The 12,496-nt window shown below is 66.9% G+C and carries 11 protein-coding genes; 4 read left to right on the top strand and 7 right to left on the bottom strand.

Annotation, left to right across the window (positions count from 1 at the left end; all coding sequences use genetic code 11):
• Positions 1 to 145 precede the first annotated feature (145 nt).
• A complete protein-coding gene (locus DIE04_RS21510; protein ID WP_124487888.1) occupies positions 146 to 1,429 on the bottom strand; it encodes an MFS transporter in 1,284 nt (427 codons plus the stop codon).
• Positions 1,430 to 1,646: 217 nt separating this feature from the next.
• Between DIE04_RS21510 and DIE04_RS21505 the strand changes: the two genes are divergently transcribed.
• The gene (locus DIE04_RS21505; RefSeq protein ID WP_124487887.1) at positions 1,647 to 2,270 is read left to right on the top strand and encodes a TetR/AcrR family transcriptional regulator; all 624 of its coding nucleotides are present in this window, start codon (positions 1,647 to 1,649) and stop codon (positions 2,268 to 2,270) included.
• A gap of 82 nt (positions 2,271 to 2,352) precedes the next feature.
• Positions 2,353 to 2,925 (top strand): DUF1415 domain-containing protein, encoded by a 573-nt coding sequence (locus DIE04_RS21500; RefSeq protein ID WP_124487886.1) that lies wholly within the window; start codon positions 2,353 to 2,355, stop codon positions 2,923 to 2,925.
• A gap of 106 nt (positions 2,926 to 3,031) precedes the next feature.
• Here DIE04_RS21500 and DIE04_RS21495 read toward each other — a convergent pair whose 3' ends face one another.
• The 4 genes from DIE04_RS21495 to DIE04_RS21480 all read right to left on the bottom strand — a co-directional run bounded on the left by DIE04_RS21495 (position 3,032) and on the right by DIE04_RS21480 (position 6,287).
• A complete protein-coding gene (locus tag DIE04_RS21495; RefSeq protein WP_124522199.1) occupies positions 3,032 to 3,922 on the bottom strand; it encodes an SAM-dependent methyltransferase in 891 nt (296 codons plus the stop codon).
• Positions 3,923 to 4,011: 89 nt separating this feature from the next.
• Positions 4,012 to 5,145, bottom strand: coding sequence for a class I SAM-dependent methyltransferase (locus DIE04_RS21490; RefSeq protein ID WP_124522201.1), 1,134 nt, complete (start codon positions 5,143 to 5,145; stop codon positions 4,012 to 4,014).
• Positions 5,146 to 5,291: 146 nt separating this feature from the next.
• Positions 5,292 to 5,624 (bottom strand): YegP family protein, encoded by a 333-nt coding sequence (locus DIE04_RS21485; protein ID WP_044845911.1) that lies wholly within the window; start codon positions 5,622 to 5,624, stop codon positions 5,292 to 5,294.
• A 168-nt stretch (positions 5,625 to 5,792) separates the two neighbouring features.
• Positions 5,793 to 6,287, bottom strand: a complete 495-nt coding sequence (locus DIE04_RS21480) for an LEA type 2 family protein (protein WP_124522203.1) — start codon at positions 6,285 to 6,287, stop codon at positions 5,793 to 5,795.
• 645 nt (positions 6,288 to 6,932) lie between these two features.
• Between DIE04_RS21480 and DIE04_RS21470 the strand changes: the two genes are divergently transcribed.
• Positions 6,933 to 9,101, top strand: coding sequence for a M1 family metallopeptidase (locus tag DIE04_RS21470; RefSeq protein WP_044845913.1), 2,169 nt, complete (start codon positions 6,933 to 6,935; stop codon positions 9,099 to 9,101).
• Positions 9,102 to 9,282: 181 nt separating this feature from the next.
• On the opposite strand, the gene DIE04_RS21465 is transcribed toward DIE04_RS21470, so the two are convergent.
• Both DIE04_RS21465 and DIE04_RS21460 read right to left on the bottom strand, forming a co-directional pair.
• Positions 9,283 to 10,311, bottom strand: a complete 1,029-nt coding sequence (locus DIE04_RS21465) for a transporter (RefSeq protein WP_044845996.1) — start codon at positions 10,309 to 10,311, stop codon at positions 9,283 to 9,285.
• Between the two features lie 204 nt (positions 10,312 to 10,515).
• Positions 10,516 to 11,481, bottom strand: a complete 966-nt coding sequence (locus DIE04_RS21460) for a phage tail protein (RefSeq protein WP_124522205.1) — start codon at positions 11,479 to 11,481, stop codon at positions 10,516 to 10,518.
• Positions 11,482 to 11,602: 121 nt separating this feature from the next.
• Here DIE04_RS21460 and DIE04_RS21455 point away from each other — a divergent pair, with 121 nt between their 5' ends.
• Positions 11,603 to 12,448, top strand: a complete 846-nt coding sequence (locus DIE04_RS21455; protein ID WP_044845915.1) for a M15 family metallopeptidase — start codon at positions 11,603 to 11,605, stop codon at positions 12,446 to 12,448.
• The last annotated feature ends 48 nt before the right edge of the window (positions 12,449 to 12,496 follow it).

The raw sequence follows: 12,496 nt of genomic DNA, 5'->3' as shown, positions 1-12,496 counted from the left end.
TGACATCGATGAAGGGCGCGAACGCCCGGCGAACCGCAAGCATAACCGCTTGAGCCGTCGCGCGCCCGGTCATCCCGCGCAATGCAAATCACCGATCCTGCATTGACCGGCCGCACCCGCGCACGGGTCGGCCGGCGCACCGAGCTCAGGCGGCCTGCGCGGCCGCGCGGGACGGGCCGCGATTGATCCGCAGCACGATCAGCGCACCGACGATGCAGAGCGCGCCCGAGATCATCGACGCGATCGTATAGGTGCCGAGGCTCGCGCGCAGCAGCCCCGCGCCGAGCGCCGCGAACGCCGCGCCCAGTTGGTGGCCGGCGACGATCCAGCCGAACACGACCGGCGCCGCGGCCTTGCCGAACACGTCGGTGGCCAGCCGCACGGTCGGCGGCACGGTCGCGATCCAGTCGAGCCCGTAGAACATCGCGAACAGCGGCAGACCGAAGAAGTCGATGCCGAACGCATGCGGCAGGTAGATCAACGACAGCCCGCGCAGCCCGTAGTACCAGAACAGCAGCACGCGGTTGTCGTAGCGGTCGGACAGCCAGCCCGACAGCGTCGTGCCGAACAGGTCGAACACGCCCATCGCGGCGAGCAGCGAGGCGCCCTGCACTTCGGACATCCCGTAGTCGCTGCACATCGCGATCAGGTGCGTGCCGACGTAGCCGTTGGTGCTCGCGCCGCAGATGAAGAAGCTGAAGAACAGCAGCCAGAAGTCGCGCGAGCGGCTCGCGGTCAGCAGCGTGCGGAACGCGACCGCGAGCGGGTTCTCCTTCGTCGCGTCGGGCGCCGCCGGCGCGTCGGCCGGCTCTCCGTACGGGCGCAGCTGCACGTCGGCCGGTCGCTCGGGCAGCAGGAACGCGACCAGCGGAATCACGATCGCGGCCGCCACCGCGACGACCAGCACGACCGGCCGCCAGCCGTGGCGCTGCGCGATCGCCGCGAGCATCGGCAGGAACACGAGCTGGCCGGTGGCCGTGCTCGCGGTCAGGATGCCCATCACGAGCCCGCGCCGCGCATGGAACCAGCGTGTGACGAAAGTCGCGGACAGCGTCAGCGCGACGACGCCGGTCGAGCAGCCGACCATCAGCCCCCAGATCACGACCATCTGCCAGCTCTGCGTCATCATCGACGACAGCGCGACGCCCGCGCCCATCGTCACCAGCGCGGTCAGGATCGTCGGCCGCAGCCCGAAACGCTGCATCGCCGCGGCCGCGAACGGGCCCGTCAGGCCGTACAGCGCGATGTTCACCGAAATCGCCAGCGAAATCGCCGCGCGGCTCCAGCCGAGTTCGCGCTCGAGCGGCACCATCAGCACGCTCGGCGTCGCGCGCGTGCCGGCCGCCGCCAGCAGGATCAGGAAAACCACCGCCGCCGCGAGCCATCCGTAGTGGAAGCGCCCGCCGATTCGTGTCACTGCCCAGTTCATGTTGTCGCTCTCCAGTTGGCTGGCCCGCGCTCGCGCGCCAGCCCCGCCTCACCTCCGGGCCACCTCCGCCGCACGCTGCATCGGCTGACCCGGGCCGATACGTGGCATTTGTCTGTCGATCCGGTCGGCATTGTTACCGATCGGTCACAAGTGTGTTGCGATCGTAGTTACCAGTCGGTAACATGTCAAGCAATTCACCACGCAGTCGAGGGTCATCATGTCGGGCATCGAGGCCGCCAACAAGCCGCCGGCACGCCGCACGCGCCGGCCGATCGCCGCGGCCGCCGCGCAGGAACACCTGCTGCGCGCCGCGGAGGAGCTGTTTTACAAGGAAGGGGTGCGCGCGGTCGGCGTCGAGGCGGTCGTGGAGCGCGCGGGCGTCAACAAGATGAGCCTGTACCGCCAGTTCTCGTCGAAGGACGAGCTGATCCTCGCGTATCTGGAACGGATGGATGCGTGCTTCTTCGAGCGTCTCGATTCGAGCGTCGCGAAGCATCCGGGCCAGCCGAAGGCGCAATTGATCCAGTATTTCGTCGATCTGGCCGAACGCGCGACGCAGAAGGACTATCGCGGCTGTCCGTTCGTCAACGTCGCGGCCGAATTCCCGGATACGTCGCATCCGGCGCGCGAGCGCGTCGCGCAGAACAAGGAACAGCTGATGAAGCGGCTCCTCGAGTTGTGCGAAGGCGCGGGCGCCCGGCAGCCGAAAGCGCTCGCCGACGCGCTCGCGCTCATCGTCGAAGGCATCTACGCGGCCAGCCAGACCTACCGGCACGGCGAAACGCCGATCGGCACCGCGCCCGCGCTGGCCACGCAGCTGATCGACGCCGCCTGCGCGTGACGGGCGGCGCACGCGCCGACCCGGCGTGCCCGCTCCGGCTACAATGCGGCCCTCGCTGCCGCTTCGCCCGACCGCCTCCGCCATGACCGATACCCGCCCCGACTCCCACGACGACATTCTCGCCGCCACGCGGCACTGGCTCGCGCGCGCGGTGATCGGGCTCAATCTGTGCCCGTTCGCGAAGAGTGTCTATGTGAAGGAACAGGTACGCTATGCGATCAGCGAAGCGACGACGCTCGAGGATGCGCTCGCCGATCTCGAAACCGAGCTGCGCGCGCTCGAAGCGGCGGATCCGCAGCAGGTCGACACGACGCTCGTGATCTATCCGCGCGCGTTCGCGGATTTCGTCGACTACAACGATGCGCTGTTCTTCGCCGAGCGGCTCGTGCGGCAACTGCGACTCGACGGCGTGCTGCAGATCGCGAGCTTCCATCCCGAGTACCGGTTCGAAGGCAGCGAAGCCGACGACATCGAGAACTACACGAACCGCGCGCCGTATCCGATCCTGCACCTGCTGCGCGAGGACAGCATCGCGCGCGCGGTCGATGCGTTCCCGGACGCATCCGCGATCTACGAGAAAAACCAGGAAACGCTGCGCCGCCTCGGCCACGACGGCTGGCGTGAATGGATGCGCCGGCCGGGCGACGACGTCTGACGCGTCGCGCGGCGGGTGGCTGGCGCGCGGCGGACGGGGGCCGGGCGTCGGTCCGCCTTGGTCCGCCTTGGTCCGCCTTGGTCCGCCTCGGTCGCCTCGATCCGCCTCAGTCCGCGGACTGCTCGACGGCCTCGCCGGCCGCCGCCGCGGGTGCCGGCGCGAAGAAGCGCTCGTTCAGTTCGGCGAGCCCGAACATGCCGAGGATCTCGTTCAGCCGCTCGCCGGGCTTGCGGCGCGGCAAGTTCTTGTACTGCGCGATGATCAGCTCGTTCTTCATCGAATGCTCCCAGCCGACCAGCTCGGTCACGCTCACCTGGTAGCCGTGCGCCTCGACCTGCAGGCAGCGCAGCACGTTGGTGATCTGGCTGCCGAATTCGCGCGTATGCAGCGGATGCCGCCACACTTCCGTCAGCGCGTTCGCGAGCGACTTGCCCTTGTTCTTGCGCAGCACGCCCGCGACCTCCGCCTGGCAGCACGGCACCAGCACGATGTGCTGCGCGCGCTTCGCGAGCGCGAACCGGATCGCGTCGTCGGTCGCCGTGTCGCATGCATGCAGCGCGGTGACGACGTCGACCGTTTCGGGCAGCTTCGGCGACGTGATCGAATCGGCGACCGACAGGTTCAGGAACGACATCCCGCCGAATCCGAGCCGCGCGGCGAGTTCGGTGGAGCGCGTGACGAGTTCCTCGCGCGTCTCGATCCCGTACACGTGCGACGCGAATGCCGGCGTGCCGTGCCCCGGCTGCTGCTTGAAGAACAGGTCGTACAGGATGAAGCCGAGATACGACTTGCCGGCGCCGTGATCGACGAGCGTCACGCCGCCCTTGTCGGCCTGCACGCTCGCGAGCAGCGGCTCGATGAACTGGAACAGGTGATAGACCTGCTTCAGCTTGCGGCGGCTGTCCTGGTTCAGCTTGCCGTCGCGGGTCAGGATGTGCAGTTCCTTCAGCAGCTCGACGGACTGCTCCGGACGGATTTCGTAGGTCTTGTTCGACATCGTGAAACGGCGCCGGGCCACGGTCGGTCGACCACGGCCCGGCGGCGGGAATTCGTGAGGAATGGCGACAGTTTACCGAAAATACGCGATCAGGCTCGCGCGCCGAGCCGCCAGAGCGACGTGACCTCGGCGCGGCGCGCGGCGTGCAGGGGATCGTCCGCGTCGGCCGACTTCGGGTGTGCGGGGCGGATGTCTTCGCGGCCGAGCACGACGAGGCCGGCTTCGTCGATCCATTGCAGCAGCGTGTCGCGCGGGCGCAGGCCGAGATGCTCGGCAAAATCGGACAGGATCAGCCAGCCCTCGCCGCCCGGTTCGAGATGGTCGGCAAGCCCCGCGAGGAAACCGCGCAGCATGCGGCTGTCGGGATCGTAGACCGCGTATTCGATCGGCGCGCTCGGACGGGCCGGCACCCACGGCGGGTTGCAGACGACGAGCGGCGCGCGGCCGGCCGGAAACAGGTCGGCTTCGACGACGTCGACGCGCCCGGCATGACCGAGCCGCGCGACGTTCTCGCGGGCGCATGCGAGCGCGCGCGGATCCTGGTCGGTCGCGACGATGCGCTCGACGCCGCGCGACGCGAGCACGGCCGCGAGCACGCCGGTGCCCGTGCCGATATCGAACGCGAGCGAGGTCGCGGGCAGCGGCGTGCGCGCGACGAGTTCGACGTATTCGCCGCGCACCGGCGAGAACACGCCGTAATGCGGATGGATCGGCGCGCCGCCGAGCGCCGGGATCGGCACGCCCTTCTTGCGCCATTCGTGCGCGCCGACGAGGCCGAGCAGTTCGCGCAGCGACACGACCGACGGCGCGCCGCCCGGGCCGTATGCTTCCTCGCATGCGGCGCGCACGTCGGGCGCGCGGCGCAGCGGGATCGTGTAGTCGGCGTCGAGCGGGATCAGCAGCATCCCGAGCGTGCGGGCGCGCTGCGATTGCGCGAGCCGGTGCAGGTTGAACGCGTCGACGCCGACCGCGGCCTTCGCCTTCTTCGGCTTGCGTTCGACGCGGCGCGCCATCGCCTGCACGAGCTGGCGTGCATTCTGGAAATCGCCCTGCCAGACGAGTGCGGTGCCCTCGCACGCGAGGCGGTACGCCGCGTCGGCGGTGACGCGGTCGTCGGCGGGCACGGCGCGCTTCGGCGGCTGCACGCCGGCTTCGGAGCGCCAGCGCACGGCATGTTCGGCGCCGTCGGCGTCGGTCCAGTGGAAAACGGGGAAATCGGTCACGCGAGCTCGGCTACGGTTGGCTTCAGACAGGCGGCGCTACCGGACTACCGGAGTGCGCCGCGCGGACCACACCATACCGCGCTTTGCCCGCGCGGCAAAGCGCGGGCGACCGCCCTGGCCGCCACCCGCGCGATGCTCGCGGCGCGTCAGCTCTGGTCGTCCAGCGCCGCGTCCGGCGCGTTCTGCTTCACCGACGCGATGCCGTTCTCGCGGCCGGCTTCAGCCTTGTACAGCTCGCTCGTGCCGATGATCTCGTGATTGCCGGCCTTCAGGTTGAACATGAACTGGCCGTTGCTCGCGGTCTTGCGCTCGTAGCGCGCGTCGTCCGGTGCGTTCTTGCGCACGGACGCGACGCCGTTTTCCGCCGACGCCTTCGTCTTGTACAGCTCGCTGCGCAGAATGATCTCGCCGTTGGCGGCCTTCAGGTGGAACAGGAACTGCCCGTCGTTCGCTTTCTTGATGACGAATTTCGCTGCCATGGTGCCCTCTCGAAAAAGTCGTCCGGCCCTCCGGACCGAGGCAGTCTAAACGCGATTGCAGCGCAAAACGTAAGGCGCACGAAACACGATCGTCAGGAATCGTCAGACGGCGCTGCAATCGCGCCGCTTCGTCCGGCCGGGCATCCCGGGCGTCGCGCAGGCATCGCTCTAGCCGCCCCAACCCGGCGTCGCCGGCATGCGCAACGTGCCCGCATCGCTGAAACGCACGGTGCCGAGCACGCCGCCGGCGAGCCGGCCGCGCAGCGCGTACGGCAACTCGCCGCTGGCCGCCGCGCCCGGCAGGTTCCACGCCTGCCGCGCGGCGGCGAACGCCGACACCGAAACGGGCACGTCGATCACGGCTTCGCCGAAGCGCGGCACGACGCCCGAGCGATCGCTGACCCCGCTCGCGAACGGCGTGCCGTTCAGGTCGAGCGCGACCGAAATGCCGTCGTATTCGATCGGCGTGTCATTCGGGTTCTGCACGCGCAGCTTCAGGCTGAAGCGCATCTCGAGGCCCTGTCCGGCCAGCGGGTCGAGCCCGGCGACGGTCACGCTCACGGGCTCGCGCGTCAGGCCCGCGCACCCGCCGAGCGCGAAGACGGCGGCGAACAGCAGCAGCATGGCGCGCAGCGGCGCGATACGGAACAGGGCTCGTGGCATGGGCTGGCCTCCTTGCGGCAATCGATCGGCGGGTCGTCGCCGCATTGTACCGAGCGCGCCGCGCCACGCCCTGATTCGTAGTTTTCGCGCATCGGCGAGATCGTTAATAGATTAAAACTACGGAAACGAACGGCTAAACAGAAAGCGAATTAATGCCTCCCAGCATTCAATGGCGCGCGAAAAATTCAAGAGAAGCACTTTCTAATTTTTTCGTTTCCTTTACCCAAAACCATCAAGTATATTTACGCATCCTTCGAGCAGGCCGACAAACCTTCAAGCCGTATGACGGCGATTTTACGGAACGGCGACACGCCGTCCTTCCGTCCTGCGGCCTGGTACGGCCAGCCCCGTGGGTCGTCGGTTCAAAGGGAATGCACGCCCGCATAAGGGCGGGCGGCCCCGTGTCGTGCGCGCGAAATCAATTCAGTACAACCCGCGCCCGGCCATTTTGAACCGGCCAGTTAACCGACATCCGGAAACACAGAGGGGGCAGTAAACCATGATTACCTTCACGTAGTCGGCCGGCCGTCTTTTCGAATAATCCGTCATTGGCATTTCTCGTCGCTGTTGATTAACGGCGAGGGATTTCTTTTGCCGGCGTTTTCGCAGCACTGAACGATTCTTTCAACAATCGAGGTTTCAGTCATGTCGATCAACATTCACAAGATGCGTTACCTGCCGCTGGTTGCCGCACTCGCGCTCGCCGGGTGCGGCGGCGACGACAGCGGCGTCGGCTCGGCTTCCGCACTCAGCTCCGCCGGCGCGCCGCACTCGAGCTCGTCGCCCGCCGCCAACACGCCGCCGTCAGCCTCCAACGTCGACAAGAGCGTGTCGCCCGTCGAGCTGCCGGACACCGTGGTACCGGTCAACTACCGGCTGTGGTTCCGCCCGAACGATGCGCTGAACGCGTTCGACGGGCGCGCCGACGTCGAGATCAAGGTGCTGAAGCCGGTCAACAACATCGTGATCGCCGGCCACCGGATCAAGTTCACGAACGGCCGCATCACGCTGCAGCCGGGCAACATCCAGCTGATCGCGACGCCGCAGGACAAGGGCGACTTCTACCAGCTGCGCCCCGTTGCCGGCACGATCGCGCCGGGCAACTATTCGCTGCACATGGAATGGTCCGGCATCATCAACTTCAAGTCGTACGACGATCCGGCCACGCAGACGGGCGGCAGCTGCGGCGACGACCCGTATCCGGGCTGCTCGGCCGCCGAAGGCGTGTTCCGCGTCGACCTGAAGGGCACCGACGGCAAGACGAGCGGCGCGATCCTCACGCAGGGCGAAACCAACCTGTCGCGCCAGTGGTTCCCGGGTTGGGACGAGCCGGCCTTCCGGCCGACCTATGAAGTGACGGCCGAAGTGCCGCAGAACTGGCGCGTCGTGTCGAACGCGGCCGAGAAGCCGTCGACCAACGTCGGCGGCGGCTACAAGCTCGTGCAGTTCGAGAAGACGCCGCCGATGCCGTCGTACCTGCTGTTCTTCGGCGGTGGCCTGTTCGATACCTACGAGGACGACTTCTCGAGCCCGCTGCCGGGCGGCAAGGGCGGCCTGCACCTGCGCGTGTTCACGCCGCCGGGCATGAGCGACTGGGCCAAGCCGGCGATGGACCGCACCAAGCAGGCGCTCGATTTCTATTACCGCTACACGGGTATCCCGCTGCCGCTGACGAAGTTCGATACGGTCGCCGCGAACGACGCGTTCAAGGAGCAGAAGGACCTGAACTTCGGCGGGATGGAGAACTGGGGGTCGATCCTCGAGTTCGCCGACGACATCCTGCCGCAACCGGGCCAGCCGATGTCGCGCTACGGTAACGAGGTGCTGACGCACGAAGTCGCGCACCAGTGGTTCGGCGATCTCGTCACGGCCGACTGGTGGGACAACGTCTGGCTCAACGAGTCGTTCGCGACGTTCTTCGAGACGAAGACGACGATCCAGTTCTTCCCCGACGAGTTCAGCTGGCTCGACCAGGTGAAGAACAAGTATCGCGTGATCAATCGCGACATCGGCCCGAACGCGTTCCCGGTCGCGCCGAACTTCAACGACTGGGCATCGAACGACTTCGTGCTGAGCGCGAGCGCGTTCACGTACGACAAGGGCGGCCATGTGCTGAAGACGCTCGAGAACTATCTCGGCGAGCAGACATTGCGCCGCGGCCTGCAGCAGTACCTGGTCGACTACTCGTTCGGCAACGGCACGCCGAAGCGCCTGTGGGATGCGCTGTCGAAGGAAAGCGGCCAGGCGGTCGGCCCGATCGGCGACAGCTACGTGCGCCAGACGGGCGTGCCGCTGATCTCGCTCGACACGCAGTGCGACATGACGAAGAACCAGACGGTCGTCACGCTGAAACAGCAGCCGTTCCCGAACAAGAACGCGTATCCGGGCCTGCAGTGGACGGTACCGATCACGCTCGCGTACGGCCAGGGTCTCGCGAAACGCACGACGCTCGCGCTGAAGGATACGCAGACGCAGACGCGGATCGACGGCTGCACGGGCGTGGTCGCGGATCCGAGCGGTCTCGACTACTACGTCGTGAACTACAGCGACGCCGCGTGGAGCGGCCTGCTCACGCAGGTCAACAGCTCGGTCGATCCGGTGCTGCTCGCGAACCTGAAGAGCGAGGCCGCGCTGCTCGTCGCGAACAACCTCGCGCCGGCTTCGCGTTCGACGTCGATCGGCTCGGTCGCTTCGCCGGCCGCGATGAAGCTGCGCCAGACGCCGAGCTTCGGCGGCATCGCGCCGACGGTGAAGGAACGTCCGTCGCTGCGCTACCAGGGCATGTTCAAGCCGCGCAAGACGCTGGTTCAGTAACGTGATCCGGCCGGCCGGTGCCGCGCGATACGCGGCGCCGGCCGGCGTTCGACGCTTCATGTCCCTTCACGTCCCTTCACCGCCTATCGCAGGCCCCGGATGCGGGGCCTGTTTTTTGTTGCCGCCGCGTGCGGCGCCGCGCCAATGCCGACCTGGCGCCTGTTCACGCCAATAACGGGCCCTAGCGATCGTCGCGCCGGCGAAACGCCCACCACGCGGCGAGTGCGGTAAAGCCCGCGACCAGCAGCACCATCAGCCAGAACCCGTGCTTGTTCTCCGAGAACGGCACGCCGCCGACGTTCATCCCGAAGAAACCCGCGACGATGTTGATCGGCAGCGCGATCACGGTCACGAGCGTCAGCGTGAACAGCGTCCGGTTGTTCTGCTCGTCGAGCCGCGAACCGATCTCTTCCTGCAACAGCTTGATCCGCTCGTTGAGCCCAGACAGATCCGCGAGCACCAGCGAGAACTCTTCGGTCGATTCGCGCAGTTCCTGCACGTCTTCGGCGTGGAGCCACGCGGGCGGTTTCGCGAGCAGCCGGAAAATCGAGCCGGGCTCGGGCGCCAGCATGCGCTGCAGCCGCGTCAGCGTGCGGCGCATCGCGCCGAGCTCGATGCGGTTCGACGTGAGCCGTTGCGACAGGAAGCGATCCTCGATGCGATCGACGTCGATGCTCGTGCGCCGCATGATCTGGATCAGCAGGTCGGCCTGGTCGCGCAGCAGGTGCACGAGCAGTTCGGCCGGCGACCGGAACCGCTCGCCGTCGCGCACGCAGGCTCGCAGCGTATCGACTGAACGCAGCGGCTTGAGCCGCGCGGTGACCATGATGCGCCGCTCGACGTGGACGAACAGCGTCGCGATTTCCGACGGCGTCAGCTCGAGGTTGAACATCACGTCGTTGACGATCGCGCGCAGCGCGCCGTCCTCCTGCTCGATGCGCGTCGAGCGCGATCCTTCGTGGAGGAATTCGAAGAAGCTGTCGGGCAATCCGAGGTGCGTGCGCATCCAGCGCTCGCTCGCGCCGTGCGCGAGATTGAAGTGCAGCCAGACGAAATCGTCCGATGCGGCCGCATCGCGCTCGCGGCACGCGCGCAGCCATGCGGCGGCCGCATCGGCATCGAGCATCGCGCCCGATCCGCCCGGGACGAAGCGGAATCCGCACACCATGCCGGACGTATCGGCGCCGTAAGTCTGTACGATCAGGTCCATCGTGTCGAAGGTCGTGCGGCGCTCGCCGCGCCGCGCATCGCGCATTGCGGCGCCACGCCGGGAAATGGAAGGAAACGTATGCCCGATGCATGCGGCATTTTCGTGACATTGTCACATCCTGCCGTCCGGCGTAAGACGTCCCCAAAAACAACGCGCCGCCCGGTGGGCGGCGCAGGTGCGATGTGCAGGCTGGTGTGATGCCGGTTACTGCCGCGTCTCCGACTGCGCGGCGGTCGGGCAGGCCGGATCCTTGCCCCAGTGGCCGTCGCAGACGCGCCAGCGGCACAGCTGATCCTCGAAGAAGCCGCGCTCCGCGCAATCCTTCACGCGCGATGCGAGCGACCCGCCCGTCGCGGCGGCCGTCTTGGTCGGCACGACCTGCCCCTTCTGCGCGGCGACCTTCTTGTCGGCCGGCTTCGTACGGGCGACGAGCGCGGCGAGCAGGTCCGCATCCGGGTCGTCCTTCCCGGATGCCTTCGCGCTCGCGGAACGGGTCGTCGCTTCGCGACGCTTCTTCGCCTGCGCGAGCTCCGCCTGCTGTTCCTTGTGATGCTTGCGAGCCTCCGCCTTCGCGTCGGCCTTCGCATCGGCCTTGCTGCGGGCGGCGACCTTGTCGCTCTTCGTGGCGTCGGCCTTCGCGGATTTCGTCGTCGCCGCTGCTGCGGCAGCCGTCGCGGCGACGGCGCCCGCCGTGGCCGCGCCCGATGCATCGTCGGCACCGTTCGCGAGCGCGCGCGACAAGCGGCTGTTGTCCGCGCCCGACGCGCCCGATGCGGACGCAACGACCTGGGACGCGGCATCGTCGTTGACGATCGTCGCCGTTTGCACGACGGGCGCAGCCGACGCGGCATTCTGCGCGACCTGCACGGCGGCGGCGCTGGCCGGCTCGGCCTTTGCCGGTGCCTGCACGGGCGCGGCGGCCACGACGGCCGCCTCGCCGGATTGCTGCTGCCAGCGCCATGCGCCCCAGCCGCCGACGGCGACCACGAGCGCGACGACAGCCGCGATCGGCCCCTTCAGCGAACGGCGCGGCGGTTCGGCCGGCGGCGTGACACGTCCTTCCAGATTCGCGAGAATGCGCGACTGCTGCGGTTCGCCCCCGCCTGCCGGTTTGGTATCGGATAGCAGGCTGGGCGGGGTTTTCGAATTTGAATTTTCCGGCGCACTCATTCAGCGTCTCATTGAATCCTGGTTTAATTCACCGCGATAATATAGCCCGGCCTCTCAAAGCAGCCTGATTCTAAGAGCAAGCATTGCAAAACACAATCAATTCCAATTTCCGGGGATTTCGTTGATTGCCGTCGCACTCGTCGCCTATTTCGCCCTTGCCGTCGCGGTTGCGGCACTGTTGCTTTTACCGGGTATCCGCGCGACCGTTTTCGAATCCGTCGCCCAGTTTCGCGGCCGCCTGACGCGCCGCGCGAACGATCACGCCGCACGTACGCGAAGTCAAATTGTTAAATCGGCAACCGTTACGCGCGGCGCATTAAGTGACGTGCAAAATTTACTGATCCGGCGGCGCTTGATGATTATGGTGTCGGCAGGTATTCTTGCGACGCCGCCATTGGTGGCCATTGCGTTACGCGGTCGGCAATTATTTCAGTACGACGACACGGCGCGCGTGCCTGACGAGAAGATCGCCGCGCTGCTGCAGGGCGAACAGCTCGTGCCGCCGCCGCCGTTGCCGCCGGAAGTCTTTGCCACGAAGGAAGTCGAACAGGTACGGCCTGCGCTGAGAGATGCAAGCCGCGACTGGAACCTGCTGGATCCCGATTTCCGTACGCGTTTGCTGCTGGTCTACAAGATCATGCACGAACAATATGGTTACGAGATGGCGCTGCTGGAAGGTTATCGGAGTCCGGAACGACAGAACCGGCTCGCGCAGATGGGCACCAACGTGACCAATGCGGCGGCCTTCCAGAGTTATCACCAGTTCGGGCTCGCGGCCGACAACGCGTTTCTGCGCGACGGCAAGCTGGTCATTTCCGAGAAAGATCCCTGGGCGATGCGCGGCTACCAGTTGTACGGACAGGTCGCCGAGCAAGTCGGCCTGACCTGGGGAGGCCGTTGGAAAATGATGGATCTCGGGCACGTGGAATACCATAAACCCGGTTTTAAACTGGGACGCGGCAGCTAGTCAGGGCTGCCGGACAAGAAATAATGAGGGCGGCATGGGGCTTTTTAA

This window comes from Burkholderia sp. Bp8994 (assembly GCF_003853805.1).
Classification (GTDB): Bacteria; Pseudomonadota; Gammaproteobacteria; order Burkholderiales; family Burkholderiaceae; genus Burkholderia.
Note: the sequence above shows the minus strand (reverse complement) of the source record. Positions and strands in the feature narration are given on the sequence as shown.